Annotated in this window: 19 protein-coding genes; 9 read left to right on the top strand and 10 right to left on the bottom strand. The window is 55.9% G+C overall.

Going from position 1 to position 20,502, the window contains the following annotated elements:
• Window positions 1-151: 151 nt before the first annotated feature.
• On the top strand, window positions 152-958 hold the full coding sequence (locus tag ABOK31_RS16475; protein ID WP_349956723.1) for an ABC transporter permease: 807 nt from the start codon (window positions 152-154) through the stop codon (window positions 956-958).
• Window positions 959-1,201: 243 nt separating this feature from the next.
• Here the strand turns inward: ABOK31_RS16475 and traG are convergent, their stop codons facing one another.
• The 9 genes from traG to ABOK31_RS16430 all read right to left on the bottom strand — a co-directional run bounded on the left by traG (window position 1,202) and on the right by ABOK31_RS16430 (window position 12,787).
• Window positions 1,202-3,115, bottom strand: coding sequence for a Ti-type conjugative transfer system protein TraG (gene traG / locus ABOK31_RS16470; RefSeq protein WP_349956722.1), 1,914 nt, complete (start codon window positions 3,113-3,115; stop codon window positions 1,202-1,204).
• A gap of 297 nt (window positions 3,116-3,412) precedes the next feature.
• On the bottom strand, window positions 3,413-3,871 hold the full coding sequence (locus ABOK31_RS16465; RefSeq protein WP_349956721.1) for a hypothetical protein: 459 nt from the start codon (window positions 3,869-3,871) through the stop codon (window positions 3,413-3,415).
• Between the two features lie 78 nt (window positions 3,872-3,949).
• The gene (locus ABOK31_RS16460; protein ID WP_349956720.1) at window positions 3,950-5,209 is read right to left on the bottom strand and encodes an aminotransferase class I/II-fold pyridoxal phosphate-dependent enzyme; all 1,260 of its coding nucleotides are present in this window, start codon (window positions 5,207-5,209) and stop codon (window positions 3,950-3,952) included.
• A gap of 250 nt (window positions 5,210-5,459) precedes the next feature.
• Window positions 5,460-6,182, bottom strand: a complete 723-nt coding sequence (locus ABOK31_RS16455; protein WP_349956719.1) for a response regulator transcription factor — start codon at window positions 6,180-6,182, stop codon at window positions 5,460-5,462.
• A 931-nt stretch (window positions 6,183-7,113) separates the two neighbouring features.
• On the bottom strand, window positions 7,114-8,013 hold the full coding sequence (locus ABOK31_RS16450; protein WP_349956718.1) for a nucleotidyltransferase and HEPN domain-containing protein: 900 nt from the start codon (window positions 8,011-8,013) through the stop codon (window positions 7,114-7,116).
• Window positions 8,014-8,810: 797 nt separating this feature from the next.
• Window positions 8,811-9,842 (bottom strand): ABC transporter substrate-binding protein, encoded by a 1,032-nt coding sequence (locus ABOK31_RS16445; protein ID WP_349958993.1) that lies wholly within the window; start codon window positions 9,840-9,842, stop codon window positions 8,811-8,813.
• Window positions 9,843-9,927: 85 nt separating this feature from the next.
• Window positions 9,928-10,704 carry an ABC transporter permease gene (locus tag ABOK31_RS16440; protein WP_349956717.1) on the bottom strand — a complete coding sequence of 259 codons (777 nt, stop codon included), beginning with the start codon at window positions 10,702-10,704 and terminating at the stop codon, window positions 9,928-9,930.
• A gap of 73 nt (window positions 10,705-10,777) precedes the next feature.
• Entirely contained in the window at window positions 10,778-11,677 is a 900-nt protein-coding gene (locus ABOK31_RS16435) for an ABC transporter permease (protein ID WP_349956716.1), read from the bottom strand.
• A gap of 3 nt (window positions 11,678-11,680) precedes the next feature.
• Complete coding sequence (locus tag ABOK31_RS16430) at window positions 11,681-12,787, bottom strand: ABC transporter ATP-binding protein (protein ID WP_349958991.1); 1,107 nt, start codon at window positions 12,785-12,787, stop codon at window positions 11,681-11,683.
• Between the two features lie 230 nt (window positions 12,788-13,017).
• Here ABOK31_RS16430 and ABOK31_RS16425 point away from each other — a divergent pair, with 230 nt between their 5' ends.
• The 5 genes from ABOK31_RS16425 (at window position 13,018) to ABOK31_RS16405 (ending at window position 18,462) form a co-directional block, all read left to right on the top strand.
• Window positions 13,018-13,722: a GntR family transcriptional regulator gene (locus ABOK31_RS16425; protein ID WP_349956715.1), complete on the top strand. Its 705-nt coding sequence runs from the start codon at window positions 13,018-13,020 to the stop codon at window positions 13,720-13,722.
• 97 nt (window positions 13,723-13,819) lie between these two features.
• Window positions 13,820-15,181 (top strand): aspartate aminotransferase family protein, encoded by a 1,362-nt coding sequence (locus ABOK31_RS16420; protein ID WP_349956714.1) that lies wholly within the window; start codon window positions 13,820-13,822, stop codon window positions 15,179-15,181.
• Window positions 15,178-16,890 (top strand): acetolactate synthase catalytic subunit, encoded by a 1,713-nt coding sequence (locus ABOK31_RS16415; protein ID WP_349956713.1) that lies wholly within the window; start codon window positions 15,178-15,180, stop codon window positions 16,888-16,890. The genes ABOK31_RS16420 and ABOK31_RS16415 overlap by 4 nt, the downstream gene beginning before the upstream one ends.
• On the top strand, window positions 16,887-17,660 hold the full coding sequence (fabG, locus tag ABOK31_RS16410) for a 3-oxoacyl-ACP reductase FabG (RefSeq protein WP_349956712.1): 774 nt from the start codon (window positions 16,887-16,889) through the stop codon (window positions 17,658-17,660). Before ABOK31_RS16415 ends, fabG begins: the two co-directional genes overlap by 4 nt.
• The gene (locus ABOK31_RS16405; protein ID WP_349956711.1) at window positions 17,647-18,462 is read left to right on the top strand and encodes a response regulator transcription factor; all 816 of its coding nucleotides are present in this window, start codon (window positions 17,647-17,649) and stop codon (window positions 18,460-18,462) included. Before fabG ends, ABOK31_RS16405 begins: the two co-directional genes overlap by 14 nt.
• 74 nt (window positions 18,463-18,536) lie before the next feature.
• Here ABOK31_RS16405 and ABOK31_RS16400 read toward each other — a convergent pair whose 3' ends face one another.
• A complete protein-coding gene (locus ABOK31_RS16400) occupies window positions 18,537-18,890 on the bottom strand; it encodes a MarR family transcriptional regulator (RefSeq protein ID WP_349958989.1) in 354 nt (117 codons plus the stop codon).
• Between the two features lie 99 nt (window positions 18,891-18,989).
• Between ABOK31_RS16400 and ABOK31_RS16395 the strand changes: the two genes are divergently transcribed.
• From ABOK31_RS16395 to ABOK31_RS16385, 3 genes are read left to right on the top strand one after another with little or no spacing between them, the layout of a single operon-like run.
• Window positions 18,990-19,529: a hypothetical protein gene (locus ABOK31_RS16395; RefSeq protein ID WP_349956710.1), complete on the top strand. Its 540-nt coding sequence runs from the start codon at window positions 18,990-18,992 to the stop codon at window positions 19,527-19,529.
• A gap of 2 nt (window positions 19,530-19,531) precedes the next feature.
• On the top strand, window positions 19,532-20,200 hold the full coding sequence (locus tag ABOK31_RS16390; protein ID WP_349958987.1) for a lytic transglycosylase domain-containing protein: 669 nt from the start codon (window positions 19,532-19,534) through the stop codon (window positions 20,198-20,200).
• Entirely contained in the window at window positions 20,197-20,499 is a 303-nt protein-coding gene (locus tag ABOK31_RS16385) for a TrbC/VirB2 family protein (protein ID WP_349956709.1), read from the top strand. The genes ABOK31_RS16390 and ABOK31_RS16385 overlap by 4 nt, the downstream gene beginning before the upstream one ends.
• Window positions 20,500-20,502 lie beyond the last annotated feature (3 nt).

Raw genomic sequence — 20,502 nt, 5'->3', positions numbered from 1 at the left:
GGAATGTGTCGCTCACCCTTTCTACCTTCTGGGCTCGGATTTTGACAGTCGAGCGCGCGCGACCGAATGTCGATACACTGATGCTTTTGGTCATCGCGTCTCTCTTTCACCTATATGGATTGAAGTTCCGCAACTATTTTAGAGCGATTGCATGAGAAAAACAGTGGTAACGCGTCATCGTACGATCGCTAATACGCTCCGCGAGCGCGCCAATGTTATCAACGCGGTCATATTAAGAGACGTTCGCTCTCGATATTTTAATCACGGCCTCGGCTTCTTCATCCAGTCACTTTGGCCACTCGTGCATTGCTTTATTTTGCTCGTCATAAATACAGCTGTTGGTAGATCGGCCCCCTATGGGGATAGCCCGCTGGTCTTTTTCGGCGCCGGGGTCGTCCCGACTCTGAGCTTTATGTACATCTCCAGGTTTATGGGCCTCTCAATTGTACTCAACCAAAACATGCTGTCATTCCCGGCGGTACGGGTGACTGACATCATGTTCGCGAGGGCGCTCCTTGAGGTAATTGCTGGATTCATCACCCTATTCATGATCTGGATCATTTTCCTGGCAATCGGTGCGAGCCCATATCCCAATGATCCTGCTCAGGCAGTTTTTGCATATTTAACTACGATCTTTCTGGCCGTTGGCGTTGGATCAATTGTCAGTGTGGTGTCCTCGATTTTTCCGCTTTTTGTGACTGCTTATGCCCTGATCACCATATTGTTGTATTTAGCTTCTGGTTGTCTATTCGTGACGCCGAACCTTCCAGACCAACTTGCCGTACCCCTTTCCTATAATCCCTTGGCACAATGCGTGGAGTGGATGAGAGTGGCGTATTTCGAGAATTACAGTGACCGACTGCTTGACAGAGGGTATCCCCTTGCCATTGCGGGGGTCTCCTTGCTGATCGGGCTCTTAGCTGAAAAACTTACAAAACGTGCAATGATGGATAGCTGACGTGCGGCATCGATCTGAAAGCCCCAGCCAACGCCAGACGCTCACTGAAGCTGAGTCCGTCGCCCAGGCAATCAGCCCGCCTCCCTGAAGAAGCCGGAAAACTCCAGCCTCCGCTGGTCCAGAAACCTGGGGCGGTTCAAAACCTGCCGAGGCTCTAATCGCCGCTGGATGAAAGTTCAGTGGCAGGTCATATGACCGCTGGCTGCCGGAATTTGCTATTGGCATCGCGGTCGACTTCTAAGCCTAGAGCTTAAAAAAGCGATTGATCTTCGCCGCCTTATCCATCTCCTTGCGTCGGAAATAGATCGCTCTTCCGCAGCGAATGGGACTGCGACCCTGGACAATGATGATCTGCTCATCCTTGCGCATCGACTGGGTGATTTCGTGCGGCATGATCAGCGGCCGGCGCTGGAAACTGATGCTTTCGGATTTGCGACCGCTGCTGTTCGATTTGCTCCAGCCGATATCGCGCGTACGCCCCTGCACTTCGACGGTCATGTCTCCGCATTGGGCGGAGACATTGCGCGCCGTATCGAGCGCCTTGATCGCGGCGTAGGACGTTAAGGCGCTGCCCTCAATCCACGAAGTCGCTCCGTCCTTTCCGAAATGACGCTCGAGCTGGCCAACGGATTGGTACATCAACATCAGTGTAATGCCATACTTACGTCCGCGGTCGCGCGCTTCTTCAAGAATGCGCATGTAACCTAGCAGGTCGACTTCGTCGAGCATGAAGAGCGCGCGTCGGCGGAAGTCGCCGTCGGCCCGGATCATGGCATTGATCAGTGAGCCGCTGATGACCCGGCCAATGCCCGGATAGGAACGCAGGATTGACGCAGGGATGTTGAGGAAGACGTCCTTCCGCCCGGAGGCGACGTCGCTCGATTTGAACACATTACCGCAGACCAGTGCGGCATAATTCTCGAGCGACAGCCATTGCGTATCCTTGGATGCGGTCGAATATACCCCGGAGAAGGTCTGCTCCGTCATGTTGGTGAAGACACCGAGCGTTTCACGGATAAAGGCGGACGCGGAATTTTCCTGGATGTCGCGCAGCATGGCAAGTACCGACGGTTCCGGCTCGGAAACTATCAGGCGCAGGCTACGCAGGTTGCGGCGGCCAGCGTAATCGGGCGATAGCATCACATGCGCCAAAAGCCCAGTTAACAGATTGTGCGCCTGGTTCTGGAAATAGGAGCCAGTCGAGGTGTCGAAGCGAAGACTTTCCGATAAAAGCATATGGGCGATCCCAACGATGTCCTCTTCCTTACGCATCGATCTCTCGATCCCATCAAGAACGTTGAAGCCCATGACTGGATTGGTCGGGTCGAGTACCATGACTTCGCGGCCGAGCGCATGGGTGCGATGTTCGAGAACCATCGGCGCGACCTCAGTTGATGGATCGAGACAGATCAGCGGCCCCTTGTAGCGCAGCGCTGTTGGAATGACATTGCTGGTTGTCTTGAAGCCGCCGGAGCCTGCGAAGAACAACATATGGGTGGAATCGAAATTCTGATTGAAGGTCATGAGTGGCGCCTTGCCACCCTGCCCCCAAGTCTCGTGATCGTTCGGATCAAAAGGCAACTTATGCACGCGATCACGGTCGACGCGGTAACGCTCGCCGATAACGATCTCTCCGTCCGAGGGGAAGAGCTTAGCCACTTCCGGCATGCGCAGCCAATCAGCATCGCCGAAAATGCCGCGCTTGGCGCGCTTGATCGGATCGGAAACAACGATTGAGATCCGCGCGGAGATTGCCACAATACCAAATCCGAGAATGGTCCCGGCAACCGCGAAGGCGTCGAGATAAGTGAGCGCCTCGCTCCATATCACGACGCCATTCTCCACCCATGGAACCAGACGGGCATATTCCTGCAGGGCGTAAAAGCCTGCCACGCATGAAAAGCAAAGAAGGCTCGCAAAAGCGATCGGCCAGCGGCGATGCATCGGCAATGCCGAAACCGTCAGAAGTGAGGCGATAGGTCCGAGAAGGAGATTGGGAAGCGGACACGCTCGCAAGAACCAATAGGCGATTCGCGCTGGCATGCCGATCGCCAAATCCTGCCACCGCCATCCAGTGATACAGAGTGTCAGCGTTGTCACTGCGATCGGCACCAGGACGAGAAGCAGGCTCGGATGTATTCTATCCCTCAGCGCCATTAATCAACCTTCTGGGGCGGTAGTGTTTCCGGTTCGTGAAAAGGCATTTTGAACACTGTCCTTCCAATCTGCCGACAGTTTGCTCACTGGGCAGGACCGGCTCGGGTGTCTGCGTGGTTCAAATCTTCTGGTCGATGGCCGCGCAGCCCGCTACGCGCGCAACACTGCGATGGCGGTGTGACGGAGTTGATACCGCTGGTTCGCACCCATGCGGCGGAGGACAGCGAGGTCGCGGGCAGCACCAAGGGCTGTAATGACTCTAATCCGATTGCCAATTCCCAGGCGATATCTCCGGCCCTAGTGCTCCCTTCTATGTGAAGGCAAGCGAGGCGGTTCACGTCCAGCGGAGAACCACTCGATTGCGTCATTGGAGATGGCCGCGAGTTTCAAAAGACTACCCTCTAGAAGCGTTCGAATTCCGTAGAAAACGACGAGGTCCCGGGCAGAAATACGAACAAATAAACCATCGTTGGTTGGCCGTATAATGGCGCAGCCGTCGCCAAAGTTCAGAAACCTGCAGGCTCCTGCGGTGACCGCAGATTGGCTGCCATATCGAATCTGCATCTGCGTGCAGGTCCCCTCTCCAATAATATCCGTAGTGCTGATAATTGCGTGTCCTTCCTCGCATTTGAACCTTTTTTCCCGCCCGTTAGTGATTATCGAAGGGCACAGCTCGGTAGCTTGTTGGCAAATCTGCTCAAGACACATATCGGAATCGGGTAAGGCGACGTAGGTTTCGGCGATATATTTCAGCATTTCGATCCCATCTGCCTTTAACTTGGCGTTGGGGCTAAATTCTCGGACCTCATTCAGAATGATGCCGGGGTGAGTCGATCATGGATCTGTTCCTCGTTCGGCGCGTACCTCGTTGATCGCACGTCCCAGCCCTTTAATCTCCGGAATGCCGTGCCTGGCGGTAGGGCAGACCCGCAAGCCGGCCTTGCCCTTTGCGACCGTGGGAAAAAAGATCGCCGAGGTGTAGAAACCTTTGTTGAGAATGCGGGCCGCGGCACGAATGGATTGTCTTTCGTCGCTGAACTCTATGGTGCGGATTGGTAGCTTTGAGCCGGCTTGCTCGCTGGCAACCATCCTGTCGAAAACAGCTAACCGTTCCCCAAGCGCATCCTGACGCAACTTGAGCTCATCAGTGCGGTGCAGCGCCTGAGACGCCATGGCAGCGCCGATTGCCGCTAAATTAAGCGACGCGGAAAAGGCGTAGGCGATCGAGAAGCGCCGGAACAATTCTTCCTGTCGAGGAGTGCCGAGCATCAGCAAGCCGCCCGATGCTCCAAAGCCTTTGCCGAGCGATGCGGCAACAATTGTACGCTCGCTAAGCGCAGCGCCAACCTGGGATCGTACAAATCCCTCCCCAGACTTCCCAAACAACGAAATCCCATGGGCATCGTCGATATAAAGAAATAGGCCGTATCGATCCTGGAGCGCCAGGAGGTCTGCGATTGGTGCGCTCCCGCCCATGGAATAGACCCCATCGCAAACATAGGCCACACGATCGTTGCGTCGGCAAATATCCTCGAGTGCGTTCAGATCATTATGAGCAATCGTTTCGACCGGTGTTTCATTGGCGACGACCGATTTGTGAAATGCCAGCGTCGCATGCGCTAATCGGTCGAAAACGACCGTCGGTCTTTTGTTCTCAGTGAGGTATCCGGAGGCGAGGAGTGGTAGGGCGCCCATATTGGCAGCGAGAACCGTCGTGTAGGTTATGACCCGTGCCGCAAACAAATCGGAGAGCGCTTCTTCCAGTTCGCCTAATAGGCTGAAATTAAGCCTCGTTCTAGCGCAGGACCAATGGAGCGCCTTGTATCGCTGCACCGCCTCTATTGCGCCTTCGAGGATAAGCGGATGATTGTCGAGGCCGAGATAAGAGCAGCGAACGAAGTCAATCACTTTTCTCTTGTGGCGTACCGTGGGCAACAGGACGGAGCGATCCTCATCCGGGTCCGCGTAAAGCGCCATGACTCCCTCCTGCTCAGCCGCAGCAAGATTTTGATCGGAGGAAACGATAACGCTGAGTGTATTGCGGTAGGGTCGCGACACAGCTTTAGCGGTGGGCGAAGGATGATCATCGCTCATGGGAATATCCAAACTGTTGGTAGCGGAACAGCGACACAGCAGAAGACGGACATCTGCTGCAGCGCATCGCATCTCATTGGTGACGCGATGCTATTTTATTGCCGTGGAATGGGTCCGCGAACAACGATCGTTTCGGTAATATTGCCTGAAGGTTCTGTGACGCCGATATTTCGAAAGCGAAAGGCTTGATAAACACAGCAGGCGGAATGTCACATTGATGCTCAACGGAGTTTCTCCGTGATCTTAGTGCTTACGAAGCCCGCTCTGCATTCTGACGCTCATCGAGCGCATAACCGGTGGCCCGCACCGTGCGAATAATATCGCGACCTAACACGCGTCGCATGTTCCGCCGAAGGCGCCCGACATGAACGTCGACGGTGCGGGGCTCCACAAAGGTACCTTGCGGCCATGCAGCCTCGATGAGCGCGTCTCGGGTGAAGACGTAGCCTGGCTTTTGTAGAAAATGTTGAAGGAGGCGAAATTCGATAGGACTGAGTTGGACGTCCATGCCGTTGCACTCGACGCGCCTGCTGTCGAGTTGCATCGTGATTTCCGCATAAACAAGCGAATTGCCGGAGGCTCTTTCCGCGCTAAATCTAGCGTTGCCGTCTGGCGATAAGTCTGACAAATAAGATAGAAAACGCTCTGGGTTGAACGGGCGCATGAAAATTTCGCACCCTCCGGTCTTGAGCACTTCGAGATAAAGTTGCTGATTGCCTGCTCCCACGAAGACCGCGATCGGGAGCGCTTTGTCGGCCAGCGTTTCTCTGATTTGGCTCACAAGATCGCCGATACGGAAGGTGTCGCTATGATAGTCTATTATTACGGCCATCAACTCATCGGATTTGACGCTAGCTAGAGTTTCCTCCGCTCCCTCCACCAGTGAAGATTCAAGCCCTCCCATATTGAGGATCTGGGCGAGCAGAAGGTAGAATTCGTAATCCGTTGAGCAAATTAGGACCAGTGGCTTCATCGATGATAACCTTTCGATCAGTGGGCGGTAGCGCGCGGACGATGAGCGAGTTCGAGACTCTGCGCTCCTCGGATTTTTTGATGTAACAAAAATATCCGGGATCAATTGCGATTCTGCATTCCGCTACTGAAAATCGCTATCATTTATCTGTCATACATTTATATTGCACGTAAAGAGGGAAAGTGGTATGTATTCTATCACAATTTTGTTGCATCAAAATTGAGGACTTTTGCGAGGAGTTTAAGCGGTTCGGCCAGAATTAAAGGCTGACGGATGTTGAGATCAAATAGGAAGTGGGCCAGGGATCACACGACACATGCGGCATTCGCGGTCGTGACTCACTTGTGAGAATAAAGTCCGGCCAAACTTTCCACCCGTGTCGGACATTCACGGGAGAGCTTCCTATGATTTTCGCGGATACATCAAAATATAGTCAGACGTCCTGCTCGGATGAGGACGTCTCTATTTGGTCTGGCAGGGATATGACAGTGGCGGCCCGGGTCGCAAAGGCAGCCTATGGTCCCGATGCCACGCTCGCAGTGGCTTGGTGCGCCTTAGGCGCAAAGGTGGATGGACGCGCTACCGACGCCCGTTTCTGGTTCGAGGTCTTTTGCTTGCTGCGTAGCGGTGAAATGCCGGCCACGGGCTTTTGGAGTGGCGCGGACTCTATCAACTCGGATGGCAAACCGCATTAGTCTGGGTTTCCCGTGGTCATAACGGGTGGGGCAAAACCGATATATTTTCATAATTTTCGGTAACGCCCCACCGCGCGGGTATCAGCCGACGCGAAGCGACCAGATTGAAGATAGCGGGAGTTTCCGAGTATGGCTGAGCTTGTGTGATGGTGATCCGGCAAGTGCCGACTGCCCGGAGAAAAAGGGCGACATGGCGCCCGCGGTTAGGAAGCTCAGCCGCCGATTGCGCATAGCGCTCAGAGCTTTTTCCGCAGCTTTTCGATGTGCTCCTCACAAATCGCTTTTACCAGTTGCTGCAGCGCGTCCGTACGTTCGCCAAGCCAGACCAGCGCTTCTTCGGTGATCTTGAAATGCTCGGAATAGCGGGCTTTCACATAGGCCTGGTTGATGATGTTGAACCAGGCAGTATAGCGTTGCCGATCTTGTGGCCAGATCTCTGCAAGCCGCTGATCGCGGCCTTCGGCAAGTGTCCTTAAATGGTTGAGATTGTGCGAGGCCGGGCTATAGTTTGTCAATGTCAGCAGCACCGTTGAATAAGTGTGTTCGATAGCCTGGTGAAGAAGGAAGGCGGCCTCATTATTTCGGCCCATACCTCGGGCATAGTTGGAGGTATCGTGAAAACCTATCGCCGATGGATATCGATTATCAAAATGTTTTTTGGCTATTTGGTATTCGTCGGCTGGCGCTAGCGGCTTTGGCTCGGCAAGTTCCTCGTCGTCGAGTTCGTAAAGAACGATGCCGTCGCGACGGATCTCGCTGAAGAAGTAATTGCCGAGCTTCAGTGCTGTATTGACCTCGCGGAGCGAATGCACGTTGAGGCTGACTGGCGGCTTGACGATACGGGGAAAACGGTCGGCCGCCTTGCGCCAGTATGAACCGAAGTCAGTCAGCTTGCGATTGTTGACGATCACCAGCAGATCGTAGTCAGACTTATAACCTTTACCGGTATGCTCTTCATCGACCCAATTGCCACGAGCATAGGAGCCGAAAAGAATGATCTTGAGGATGCGACCCTTCTTCTTGAAATCGGCCGTGCCTTCCTTCAGTGCATCCTCGAATTCCTCATGCACAATCTCGACAATTCGCGACAATTCCAAGCGTTTGCGTTCCGGCAGATGATCGAGGCTGAACTTCATGGAGAGCGGGACCCTTTCTGATGATTCCAGTTGTAGGTACGATCCGACTACAACGCCAGCCCGATATTGATTCTATGCCAAGCGGATAGGGTAGCAGGCGAGATCTTTCAGCCCTTCGATCGAATTCGGATTTCGAGGGCGCCTGCTCAATAATCTGCTCTGCGCAGGTCACGGTAAAATTCGTGTGTTCCCTTTATGTTCTTATGTTGCGAATGAGAAGTCAAGTCTGACTTCTGAGCATTAAGGTGGTGGTTAGCCTCATTAAATGCCGCCGATAAAAACCAAATAGCTTGCGGACAATTTCTCCTCAGAGACTCCAGGCGCCGATGTGTTTGCGAAATGTCCGTTCGCCGGAGTCTTTCGGCATCCACCCATGGCTTGTCCCCGACGCTTTGCAGTCCGATGCATTTAGTTGTGGGCTTCAACAGCAGCATCGCAGGCGCCGTCACAGCGATCGAGGGAGTCACCGGCGAAATTCCAATTTCCAATATCTTTATTCGTCGTATTCTGACGCCGTCCGATCGTAAACCACGCCCTCTTGGATAAACGCAAATCCCAAACGAGAAGGTAGCGGCGCGCGACAAAGGGGTAATTTCTGCATCGTTGCGAGGCCTCGTTGGGGAAGTGAGGCCCGCCCGGCTTCGAGCCTTTCTGCTCGCAGGCGGACCTTCTGCGGAGGTGCACTGGGGTGCGTAGGCGTCAAGCGTTCATTCAATGAACGATCGCTGAACGCTTATCTTCTAAACGTCGTGGCATCCCATGATCATGTCCAATGTTTTTCACGTCGTCATCCTGGCTTAGCGAACCCAGTTGTTCCACCGCTCCAATAGCTCCGAGGCATGCTCGTTGATCCATTTGGCATCTGGAATGACGATATTGTCGCGCACCTCTTCGGCGCTCGGCATCTGGTCACGAACGGCCTGCGGCATCATCATAATCGCCGCGCTGCTAGGCGGCGTGCACAATAATGCCTCGCACACCTTGGCCTGGATGTCCGGAGAATCCAACCAGAAGGCGATGAGCTTCATTGCATTGTCCCGATTGGGCGCCCCTTTGATAACCGTGAGACGATCGCCCACCAGAAATGCCGCCTTATTCGACCAGGCGATCGAGCGTCCTTCCGCCTTGAGCGCGCTTGCCCTCGTTAGCCAGATCTGCCCAATGCTGTAGTCGTTCTCACGAAACCCCTGGACGCTTTGATCTCCGGTTTTCCACCAGAGCGAGATGGACGGCCGCAATGCGTCAAGTTTCTTAAGGGCGCGATCGACGTCGAGCGGAAATAGGTTCTCGCGCTTGACCCCATCTGCCAAAAGGGCAGCCGCCATGACACGCCACGGATCGTCGAAATTCGGGAACGAGCGTCCGCCCGGGAACTTTGAAGTATCCCACATGTCCGCCCAGGTGACCGGCTGGTTGCCTTTAAAGGCTTGCGGATTGTAGGCCATCAATGTGGCTGTCGAAAACAACCGCACGCCGGCCGGGATGCAGGCATCGGAAACGAGATCCTGACGGTCCCTAAATTGTGTGCAAAAACCGTCAAGCGGTTCGGAAATCGCGAGATGATCCTTTGAGCTCACCTGGATTTCTCCATCGGGGTAGAGATCCCAGCTGACATTGCCGGTTTTCACCATCGCGGTCGCCTTGGCGCGCATCTCCGCGTTGGTCGCCGCTACGGAAACGACCTGGATACCAGTCTTAGCGGTGAACGGCTCGAACCACCATTTGCGTAGCGCCGCATCATAAGCGCCGCCGGTCGTGGCGATCACGACCTGCTCACTGGCAAATGCGGGACCGGGCGTTTCTCCCACAAGAATGGCTGCGCAAAACATAGCAATGCCGCTCAGCCGGATGGCTGCTCTTTTTGTCATCAATATTTCCCTCTTATGGTCCCGCCTGCTGCGGGTGTTTTTGCCGCTAGTGCTGCTCCCGGCGGCTGTTCAGGAGATGTATGGAACCCATCAAAAGCAGCGAAACGGCAACCACGATGACCGAGACGGCGGCGATGACAGGTGTCAGGTTGAAATCGATGTCCTCGAACATTTTCCGGCTGATCGTCTTGCCCCCAGTATCAGAGATGAAGAATGCCACGGTCGCTTCGTCGAAGGAGGTCAGGAAAGCAAAGACCGCTGCGGTCGCGACGGACGGCGCGAGATTGGGAAGTGTCACGGCAAAGAAGGCCCTGAGCCGCCCCGCTCCGCAGCTCAAGGCCGCCAGTTCCAACAGCGGGTCCATTCTTTCCAACGCTGCGGAAACGATGATGACGACAAAAGGTACCGCCAGTACCGAATGGGCAAGGACGAATCCCGTCAGATTTCCTGTCAGTTGCAAAGGAGAGAAGACCAGATAGAGCGCCACGCCGAAGACGATTGCCGGCACGATCATCGGCCCCAGGCAGAGAGCCTGCAAGAGTGCCTTGCCCGGTAGTTTGCCACGTACAAGAGCAACGGCCGCCATCGTCCCGACGATCGTCGCTACCACGGTGGTTAGTGCGGCGATCTGTAGGCTGAAAATCGTCGAGCGCAGCCAGTCGGGATCGGACAGATACGCCTCGAACCACCGTAGCGTCAGTCCGTGCGGCGGGAACGTTATATAGGAGGCGTCGCTGAGTGCCAGCGGTATCACCAGCAGCGTCGGAAGGATGAGAAAGAACAGCACCACCCCAATCATTAGATTGGATATATGTCGTGCCATCCATGGCCAGACTGAACGATATCGGCGAACCTCGGACGACGGTGTTGCCAATCGCTGCGTAAAGGGTTCAGATTCAATGGACACTGTTCAAACCTTTGCTGAAAGAAAGTGCACGGCGAAAGAGCAGCACCAGTAGCAACGTCGCGGTGAGCAGGATGACTGACAGGGCGGCCGCAAATGGCCAATCCAGAAGGACGATTGTCTGCTGGCCGATTAGGGTCGCCATCATCAGCGCGCCGGGTCCACCGACTAGGGCGGGCGTGATGTAAAAACCGATGGCGAGGATGAAGCAGATCACACAGCCGGCGAAGACGCCCGATAGGCTGAGTGGAAAGGTCACGCGCCAAAAGGCGACGATCCTGCTGGCGCCGAGATTTCGCGCCGCCTGCTCATACGCGCTCGGCACCGAACGCAAGGCCGAATGGATCGGCACGATCATGAAGGGCATTAGCACATGCGTCATCGCGAGAATGACAGCGCCCTCCGTATAGAGCATTTTCAACGGTGTTGAGATAACACCGAGCTGGATCAGCCCGTCGTTGATGATGCCGTTTCGACCTAGCAGCACGATCCAGGCATAGGAGCGGACAAGCACCGAGGTCCATAGCGGAATGAATAAGCATGCCGTTCCGAGCTTTAGAAACTTGCCGCGCATGCGCGCGATCGCATAGGCGGTCGGATATCCGATTGCAAAACAGGCAACGGTCACGATCGCCGCGATGCGGAAGGTTCTGAGCAGGACTTGAATATAAAGTGGACTGTCGAAGACACGCTGGTAGGGGGCAAGCGGAGCTTCCCCGGAAAGGCTGATGCCGATAAGCCTGACCACCGGATAGACGAAGCCTCCCGCCAAGAGGAGGAGCAGCGGCAGGATCAGCAAGATGGCCAATAGTGGCGAATAATGTTGGCTCGATCCTGTGAGGATCCAGTTGCGGAAAGTGGCGATCGATTGTCTCGCGAAGGATGATGCCATGGATTAGACCTCCGCTTTTGCAAACAGCCGCAAGGAGTTCGCTTCTGGGATGACGTCAACCAAGTCTCCCTGATGAAGGCCTGCCGCCACATGCCCGACGGGCATCTGGATCTGGAGGAGGCGATCATCGCCGTTTTGGGTTCGCACGAAGAAGAGGAAAAACGAACCGGCGAAAACGGTTGCATCTATGGTGCCCGTCAGAATGGCGCCGCGGTCGCGACCATGAGGCGCTAACGACAACCGTTCGGGGCGAACCGCGATAGTGACAGCTTGGCGAGAGGCAAAGGGACTGACCCCGTCTTCGGCAGCCGCCGTAGCAACGACGTTGCCGCCTTTTGGCCGTACCATGTACTTCCCGTTATCTTGACCAAGATATTCGCCGTCGAGAAAGTTCATGCGGCCAATGAAGTCTCCGACAAAGGCTGAGGCAGGCGAACGGTAAAGATCGAGCGGCGATCCCACTTGAGCCAGCCGGCCTTCTGCAACCACCGCAACGCGATCAGACATGGTGAGTGCTTCCTCCTGATCATGCGTCACATAGACGACGGTCGCCCCAAGGCGTTGCTGCAAGCTCTTGATTTCCAATTGCAGCGCCTCACGCAGTTTCTTGTCGAGGGCCCCAAGTGGCTCGTCCATCAAGAGAACGGGCGGCTCGAAGACGATTGCCCGAGCGACGGCGACGCGTTGCTGCTGGCCTCCGGAGAGTTGATGGGGATATCGATTGCCATAGCCGTCGAGATGTACCTGTGCCAGTACCGCCTCCACCTTGCGGCTGATGACATCTTTGTCCATTCGGCGCATGCGCAACGGAAACGCGATGTTGGCTGCCACCGTCAGATGCGGAAAAAGGGCATAGCGCTGGAACACCATACCGATGTTACGCCTGTTTGGCGCCGTGTAGGTAACGTCGCGACGGCCGATCATGATCTGGCCGTTGCTCGGGCTCTCGAAGCCGGCGATCATCGTCAGTAGCGTCGTCTTGCCGGAGCCCGAAGGACCAAGGATCGACAGGAATTCACCCGCCCGGATAGCCAATGAAATCCCATCCACAGCCAGCGACGTGTCATATCGCTTTTCAAGTCCTTGCAGCGTGAGTGCTTCACCAATCAAAGTTCCGCTCCTTATTGTTGTCGTTATGAAACGTGGTCGTTTGCGACGGCGTAGCGAGTTGTTCGCCGATCGCTTGGCTTCTGGTCCGGTTCCCGAGTTGAACTTTGGGAAGACGGAAATTTGCGAAAGTGCTATGACTTTTAATGTCACATAATGTTTGCAAGCACGTCGCTTTTCATTTTTGTTGCAACAAAATAAGCGCTTGTCAAAGGAAATTGGAGAAATTTTTAATGGAAATGGCACCGGAAGACGAAGAACACCAGCAGCATCAGCCCAATCGATTGGGCGAAATGGCGTATCGCAACATGAAGGAGCGACTGATCCGAGGCACTTTTTCGCCTGGAGACAAGCTGACAATTCGCGCGGTTTCGGAAATGCTCGATGTCAGCACCACGCCCGCTCGTGATGCCATCAATCGCCTGGTGATCGACGGGGCGCTGATTTATTCGGGTCCCAAAACCGTCATCGTACCCCATTTAAGATTGTCGGATCTCGAGGAGATTACGCAGATGCGCCTGGCCTTGGAAGGACTTGCGGCGGCGCTCTCCGTCAAGGGCGCAGGTGAGGCGACGATCGAAGAGCTTGAGCTACTTCAGGCGAAAATTGATGCTGCATTGGATGAGAAGCGGTATTTTGACGCCCTTTGGCATAACAAGGAGTTCCATTTTACGATTTACCGTCTGAGCGGTATGCCCCATCTCTTGCAGGTGATCGAGACACTGTGGCTGCGCGTTGGGGCGTCATTTAATGGCCTCTACCCAGAATTTTCCGAGACGCGCCACGGTGCTCGCAATCATCGTGCCACGATAGAGGCCCTTGTTGAAAAGGATGCCGCCGCTGCCCGCGCCGCTATCGAGAACGACATTCGCGATGGATTTCGGCAGATGAAAAAAATCAGCGCAGACCGCGATCAAAGGAATCTCTCCCGCCGCTGAATAATTATGTTGCACTTTCCTTCTCTCCGTGTTTTTTTGTTGCAACAAAAATGTGAACGGGATGCGAACGCGCATCTCTGCATGGAGAGGGCAAGGCATGCTTCATCAGGATTTTCCATCATTTCGGCGCGCAGCGCTCAGATCGCGCTCGCAGTATTTTTTCGAGCGAGGGCAGATCGTGTTCCCCGATGGAACCACGCGTGTCACCGTCGAACGCGATCCCCTGCCGACGTATATTTCCCGTGGCGAGGGTGCCTATCTGATTGATGTCGACGGCAATCGGCTCCTCGACCTCAATAACAATTTCACGACCTTGATTCATGGTCACGGTTACCTGCCCGTTGCCGACGCAATTGCAGATCTCCTGCAGAAAGGAACCTGCTTTTCCAATCCAACGGAGCACGAGCTTGGATTGGCGGAATTGCTCGTGCAGCGCATTCCCGCGATCGAGCAGATTCGCTTCGTCAATAGCGGCACTGAGGCCGTCATGTTCGCTATCAAGGCGGCACGCGCCTTTACAGGGCGGTCGCGCATTGCCCGCGTCGAAGGAGCCTATCACGGCGCCTATGATTGGGCCGAGGTAAGCCAGGGCGCGTCGCCTGCATCCTGGGGATCAGCCGACGGCCCTGCATCCACAACCTCTTATGCCGGCGCGCCCCAAAGTGTTGCCGAAGAGGTCGATGTGATCCGTTTCAATGATGTTGAAGGCCTGGAGCGAAGGTTGGCTGTGTCGGGCGGCGACCTTGCCTGTATCTTAATTGATCCCATGCCGAGCAGGGCGGGTTTGCTAGCCCCTGATCCAGCCTTCATCGAAGCCGTTTCCGATCTCGCCCAACAATATGGCGTTCTCGTCGTGGCCGATGAAGTGCTGAATCTTCGGCAGGGATACCGTGGTGCATCAGCGCGTTTCGGGCTCGTGCCGGATCTTATTGCTGCCGGAAAAATCATCGGTGGCGGCTTTCCGGTCGGCGCGGTTGGTGGTCGTAAGGAGGTGATGGCGGTGTTTTCAGGCTTGGGCGCAAGGCCGGCGGTGCCACAGGGCGGCACTTTTTCGGCCAATCCTGTGTCGATGGTCGCCGGAAGGGTGGCTATGGAGGCACTGACATCGGCAAGCTTCGCGCGTCTTGATGAAATGGGTGCGCGTGTGCGCGACGGCCTTTCTGCCGCGATCGCGCGTCATAATGCTCCATTTGTCGTCACCGGATCGGCTTCGCTTTTTCGCATCCACCCCAAGCGGCAGGTGCCCCGTGACTACCGGCAGGCTTTCCCGACACCAGAACAGAACAGTTGGATGACCAATCTGACAAGCCATTTTCGTCAGCTCGATATCCTCCTGCCCTTTGGCGCCGCCGCCTGCCTCTCCACAGCCATGACGAATACCGATCTTGACTTGATCGTCGAAGTCTTCGGCGATTTCCTCGAAACCTACGAAGCCGATTTTAGTGGAGCAACCGCATGACCACGAATTCCCTGGAAACTGTCGCCGAATGCCTGGCTCGCTCGCTGGTGCGCCATGACGTCACCCATATATTTGCGCAGAGCTTACCATCAGCCCTCATTCTCGCTGCTGAAGCGGCAGGCATTCGCCAGGTCGCTTACCGGCAGGAGAATATGGGCGGCGCCATGGCTGATGGCTATGCGCGACGATCCGGAAAGATCGGCGTGGTGGCTGCCCAGAATGGTCCGGCCGCCACGCTGCTGGTGCCCCCCATGGCCGAGGCGCTGAAGGCGAGCGTTCCGATCGTAGCACTTGTGCAGGAAGTCGAGCGCGATCAGATGGATCGGAACGCGTTCCAGGAGCTCGACCATATCGCGCTCTTCCAATCCTGCACGAAATGGGTGCGCAGGGTCATGGTCCCGGAGCGAATCGAGGACTATGTTGATGCCGCTTTCACCGCCGCTGCCTCCGGTCGACCCGGGCCGGTTGCGTTGCTGTTACCCGCCGATCTGTTGCGCTCGGAGCTTGGTCTCAAAACGCCATCACGATCTTTGAATCTTGGCCATTGGCCGCTTGATCGGTCGTCCCCTGATCGCGCGAGTTTGCAAAGGGCAGCGGAGTTGATCGCGAACGCCCACACTCCCGTGGTAATCGCGGGCGGCGGTGTCCTCGGCAGCGACGCCTGCCATGAACTGGCCATGTTGCAGGATCTGGCTGTACTCCCAATTTTGACCACCAACATGGGCAAGGGTGCGGTTAATGAATATCATCCGCTTTCGGCCGGCGTCTTAGGATCACTCGTGGGTCCGCGGTCACTCGGGCGCCATACGGCTGCTCTGGTCGCTGACGCTGACCTTGTCATTCTGATTGGAACGCGAACCAATCAGAACGGCACGGATAGCTGGCGGCAAATTCCTGCTGGTGCTCAGGTGATCCACATCGATGTCGACCCTCAGGAGATCGGCCGCAATTATCAAGCGCTACGCCTGGTCGGGGATGCGCGTGAGACGCTCAGAGAGCTTGTTCATGCCCTGAACGGGCAAGATCTATCCCAACGCCGGGACCAGCGGGCTGCTATTACCAGCCGCATAGCCGAGTGCTGGCGGCGGTTCGATGAGGATCGGCATCAGCTCATCCATGCCACTGCCTCGCCGATCCGACCGGAACGCATCATGGCAGAACTGCAGGCAGCATTGACACCGCAGACGACCGTCGTTGCGGATGCGAGCTATTCGTCGATGTGGGTCGTCGGCCAATTGCGATCGCTTACTTCAGGAATGCGGTTCCTGACGCCTCGCGGTCTTGCGGGGCTGGGATGGGGCCTACCCCTGGCTCTTGGCGCAAAGGCAGCTAGACCCGAGCATCCGGTTGTCGCCATCCTTGGCGACGGCGGGTTCGCCCATAGCTGGGCGGAGATGGAAACCATGGTTCGCTCCGAACTTCCCGTAACCATCATCCTTCTCAATAACGGTATCCTCGGTTTCCAGCGGGATGCCGAGACCGTGAAGTTCGGGCGCTTCACATCGGCGTGCCATTTTGCGCCTGTCGATCATATGAAGATCGCTCAAGCCTGCGGATGCCCGGCAGTGCGCGTTGAGGATCCAGCCGAGCTCACGGCTCATCTACAGGGTGGACTGGCAGGCAAGGGGCCGCTGTTTATCGAGGTCATGACAGATCCTGAGGCTCATCCCGCCTTGTCCTTGTTTACCGGCCTGGATGAGGCTGCATGATGCCAGAGCCGTCTCGCATCGCCGTCGTGACAGGAGGGACGAGCGGTATCGGATTGGCGACGGCGCGAAAGCTATTGGCGGCGGGGCATCGCGTCGCCGTCTTCAGTCACAGCGCTAAAACTGTGACTGACGCAACTGTTGCGCTGTCCGCGGAGTTCGGATCTGGACGGGTCTTGGGCCGAGTGGTCGATCTGTCGGATCCCGTGGCTGTTGCTAATTTCTTCAAAGAGCTCTCATCCAGCTGGGGAGATGCCGAAATTCTCGTCTGCAATGCGGGGATATCGCCCAAAGGCCTCGCTGGTCCTCGGCAGTTCGAAGATATCGGGCTTGAAGAATGGAACGAAGTGCTGGCCGTTAATCTGACCGGCACCATGTTGTGTTGTCAGGCAGTCCTCAGGGGAATGCGACAGGCGGGATTTGGACGCATCATTTTGATCGGATCGCTCGCCGGGCGCACACGCCCTCGTATCGCCGGCGGCGCCTACGCCGCCAGCAAGGCCGCGCTGGCCGGGCTGATGCGAGCGCTTGTCGGGTCGTGTGGTCCCTTCGGCATAACCGTCAATCTCGTGGCGCCCGGCAGGATCTTGACGCCCCTGACTGGCGATCCCAATACGCCGGCCAATCGGGACGCGATTGCACGCATTCCTTCTGCTAGATTGGGAACGCCTGAGGACATCGCCGCTGCCGTTGCCTTCCTGACGTCGGAGGAAGCGGGCTTTGTTAATGGGGCTATCCTCGATATCAACGGGGGCGAATATGCGCCAGCGTAGAGCCGTCCCACGGTCCGGCGCGTCCAACTTCAAACGCTCCCATGCGGCAGTGAAGCCCGAAGTGGTGGCCTGCAACGAAGTCATTATCTGGACCTCCGATGCAGAGCTGTTCCTGCCGTTTAGCTATATTCTGAAGACGGAAGGCTTTATCCCCTCTTTGGCTTGCAGTGCCAAGGATGTTCTGGCTTCTTGCGCGAACCGCTTACCGTGTGCAGTCCTTTTCGATTGCACTCAAGAAACCCAGGATGCCGTTTCCATATGTGGCGAAATCAGGCGATCCACCGCACATGACAACGAGGTCCGTCTGATTGCGCTCTTGCGAGGCGACGCGCAGCCGCTTCATCTGGCTTTGCTGCAAGCAGGTGTTGATGACTTCCTCTTCAGGCCGCTTTCACCGGAGAAGTTGCTGACATCTCTCAGGCAGGCAACGGGACAAGTCATGGAAACGGCTAACTCTAAAATGGATGCGTCGCTGGGTTTTGCCGACCTGGAAGTCGACGTCGACAGCCGCCGAATACATTGCAACGGTCGCGACTTTGCGCTGCCGCCAATCGAGTTCAATATTCTACGTCATCTGATGAACAGGCAGGGACAGCTCTGCAGCCGGTCCGAGCTCATTGCCTCGGCTTGGCCGTCTTCCGCCGAAGTCACGCCGCGAACGGTGGACGTTCACATTGGCCGCTTGCGCAAGGCGCTGGGAGAGTTGCCCGGATGTGGCGCTGCCATTCGCACCGTCCATGCAGCTGGCTATGTGTTCAAGCCAGCGGGCTTGCGAAAGAGCGGGTCAAGCACGTCTGCATAGTCGCTTTGTTTGGACGTTTATGGGTTTTTATTAGTTATTTTAATTCAGTTTGATTCGGCGGCTGAGATGATCGATTATCGCGCCTGAAAGTTCCGCAGCTTCTCGAAAATCTCCGGCGCGATTTCAAACTGACGGGCCTTGCCGCGCCCCATGGAATTTTTCACGAACGTCTCCGTCAGGATCCCACGTTTCAACAACGGTTCGATTGTCTCCGTTACGCCCATACGCGTGAGCTTCGTAATTTCAACTATATTTGAGATAGTTAGTGCCTGATGAGCTTGGTTCATGATGTAAAGAACACTCATCATGCCGACCTGTTTTAGCCGGGATTGCGGTGTCTCGTCCTCCTGCGGATGATCCATGATCTCATGCAGGATGAATGCTGCAAACGAAAGACTGTTCCACTGGGTGGTTAGGGTACTTGTCATCTTTTTAACTGCATTATATAAATCAGTATAAATTACGAGCAGCGCCAGATTCGTCGCCGAACGGATCGTTTGATATCGCCACATCGAAGGATCATGCTGATGAAACGCCTTCTGGTTGGAACAATCTTAGCCATTACCGGCTGCATCCCTTTATACCTCATTTCCGAGCGGTATGCGCGCGCCGATGACTGGGGATGTCAGGTTATCCTGTGTCTTTCCAATCCGGGTGGACCTACACAATATGCTGCTTGCCGTCCGCCTATCAGCAAGCTCTGGCAGGAGCTTGCAAAGGGGCATTCCTTTCCCACCTGCAGCGGTGTCGGCTTCCGGGCATCGCGTCCTGGTTACGAGCCCTATTTCTGCAGTGACAGCTATCGCCTGACGACACGTTATGGCGAGCGCGGCCAACAGCAGACCTGCGTTTCGCGAACCCTTTCCAAGGTTGACGGCGGCTATTGCGCCTCCGGTCGTAATAGTGGCGCTAGAGACGATGGGCTGGTGGTATCGGCGCGCTGGCAACGGGATGGCCGCCACATGCAGTGCATGGGTTATCCGACGGCGCGGCCGAATGTGCGATCACAACCCCATTATGTCGATGTGACCATCGACGGCGTGGGAAGCCAGCGCGTGTGGTACTGATCATGGTCGTCTCCTTCACCGATCTTGCCCAGACCTGTGCGCCGGCGATCGCGATCGAAACGCTTGCAGCGGTTGTCAGTCTCGAAAGCCAGTTCCAGCCTTTTGATATTCGCGTGCGGGGGAGCTCATCTCTTCATGAGCAGCCGAAGAGCAAGGCTGAGGCGATCGAAACCGCAACGTGGCTGATGGCGGAGCATAAAGATGTCCAGCTAGGGCTTGGCGGCATTGGCATCGCCGAATTGCGCAAGTTTGATCTCAGCATCTCAGACGCCTTCGATCCATGCCTCAACCTCAAGGCAACGGCGACACTGCTCGATGGTTATTATCGTTTGGCCGTGCACGCCGGCGCGACATTGCAGCAAGCGGAGCGCGTGATGCTGCAATCCTACTACGGGCGGTCCGATCCTTCAGTCGGAAAGATGGCGCAGTATGACGATCAGGTCCAAATCGAGGCCAAACGGCTTTCGAAAACGCTATCCGCCATTGCGATAGAGCAGAATGTCGGGCGGCCGACGGTACCCGAACCCCGGATCAATGATCCATCCTTGAACGGTGAGGAAAGGCCTTTGCCCGACCTGTCGGCGAAACCACCGTCTTGGGATGTCTTCCACGCAGCGCGGCAATCATCTGCGCTGGTCTTCCAAAATGATCAACCGGAGCAGTCTGAATGATGTCGAGGATCAATATTCGTGCATTTGGCGTCACCGTTGCGATGGCAACTGTCCTTTCGACCGCCATGATCGAGCCCGCCTTCGCGCAGAGCGCCGGTGGGATCGAGACGGTTCTCCAGAATATCGTCACCTTGCTCACCGGCAACGTCGCCAAGCTCTTGGCAACGATCGCCGTCATCATTGTCGGCATCGCCTGGATGTTCGGCTACCTCGATCTTCGCAAGGCCGCCTATGTCGTGCTCGGTATCGGCATTCTCTTTGGCGCCTCGCAGATCGTCAGCACGATTTCCGGGGGTTGAAGA

Origin of the sequence: Rhizobium sp. ZPR4 (assembly GCF_040215725.1) — a bacterium.
Taxonomy (GTDB): Bacteria; Pseudomonadota; Alphaproteobacteria; order Rhizobiales; family Rhizobiaceae; genus Rhizobium; species Rhizobium rhizogenes_D.
Note: the sequence above shows the minus strand (reverse complement) of the source record. Positions and strands in the feature narration are given on the sequence as shown.

What these genes read in the sequence shown, in the direction of transcription:
- ABOK31_RS16475 (WP_349956723.1), top strand. Translation starts at nt 152, where the DNA reads ATGAGAAAAACAGTGGTAACGCGTCATCGTACGATCGCTAATACGCTC.
- traG (WP_349956722.1), bottom strand. Translation starts at nt 3,115, where the DNA reads ATGGCGCTGAGGGATAGAATACATCCGAGCCTGCTTCTCGTCCTGGTG.
- ABOK31_RS16465 (WP_349956721.1), bottom strand. Translation starts at nt 3,871, where the DNA reads ATGCTGAAATATATCGCCGAAACCTACGTCGCCTTACCCGATTCCGAT.
- ABOK31_RS16460 (WP_349956720.1), bottom strand. Translation starts at nt 5,209, where the DNA reads ATGAGCGATGATCATCCTTCGCCCACCGCTAAAGCTGTGTCGCGACCC.
- ABOK31_RS16455 (WP_349956719.1), bottom strand. Translation starts at nt 6,182, where the DNA reads ATGAAGCCACTGGTCCTAATTTGCTCAACGGATTACGAATTCTACCTT.
- ABOK31_RS16450 (WP_349956718.1), bottom strand. Translation starts at nt 8,013, where the DNA reads ATGAAGTTCAGCCTCGATCATCTGCCGGAACGCAAACGCTTGGAATTG.
- ABOK31_RS16445 (WP_349958993.1), bottom strand. Translation starts at nt 9,842, where the DNA reads ATGTTTTGCGCAGCCATTCTTGTGGGAGAAACGCCCGGTCCCGCATTT.
- ABOK31_RS16440 (WP_349956717.1), bottom strand. Translation starts at nt 10,704, where the DNA reads ATGGCACGACATATATCCAATCTAATGATTGGGGTGGTGCTGTTCTTT.
- ABOK31_RS16435 (WP_349956716.1), bottom strand. Translation starts at nt 11,677, where the DNA reads ATGGCATCATCCTTCGCGAGACAATCGATCGCCACTTTCCGCAACTGG.
- ABOK31_RS16425 (WP_349956715.1), top strand. Translation starts at nt 13,018, where the DNA reads ATGGAAATGGCACCGGAAGACGAAGAACACCAGCAGCATCAGCCCAAT.
- ABOK31_RS16420 (WP_349956714.1), top strand. Translation starts at nt 13,820, where the DNA reads ATGCTTCATCAGGATTTTCCATCATTTCGGCGCGCAGCGCTCAGATCG.
- ABOK31_RS16415 (WP_349956713.1), top strand. Translation starts at nt 15,178, where the DNA reads ATGACCACGAATTCCCTGGAAACTGTCGCCGAATGCCTGGCTCGCTCG.
- fabG (WP_349956712.1), top strand. Translation starts at nt 16,887, where the DNA reads ATGATGCCAGAGCCGTCTCGCATCGCCGTCGTGACAGGAGGGACGAGC.
- ABOK31_RS16405 (WP_349956711.1), top strand. Translation starts at nt 17,647, where the DNA reads ATGCGCCAGCGTAGAGCCGTCCCACGGTCCGGCGCGTCCAACTTCAAA.
- ABOK31_RS16400 (WP_349958989.1), bottom strand. Translation starts at nt 18,890, where the DNA reads ATGACAAGTACCCTAACCACCCAGTGGAACAGTCTTTCGTTTGCAGCA.
- ABOK31_RS16395 (WP_349956710.1), top strand. Translation starts at nt 18,990, where the DNA reads ATGAAACGCCTTCTGGTTGGAACAATCTTAGCCATTACCGGCTGCATC.
- ABOK31_RS16390 (WP_349958987.1), top strand. Translation starts at nt 19,532, where the DNA reads ATGGTCGTCTCCTTCACCGATCTTGCCCAGACCTGTGCGCCGGCGATC.
- ABOK31_RS16385 (WP_349956709.1), top strand. Translation starts at nt 20,197, where the DNA reads ATGATGTCGAGGATCAATATTCGTGCATTTGGCGTCACCGTTGCGATG.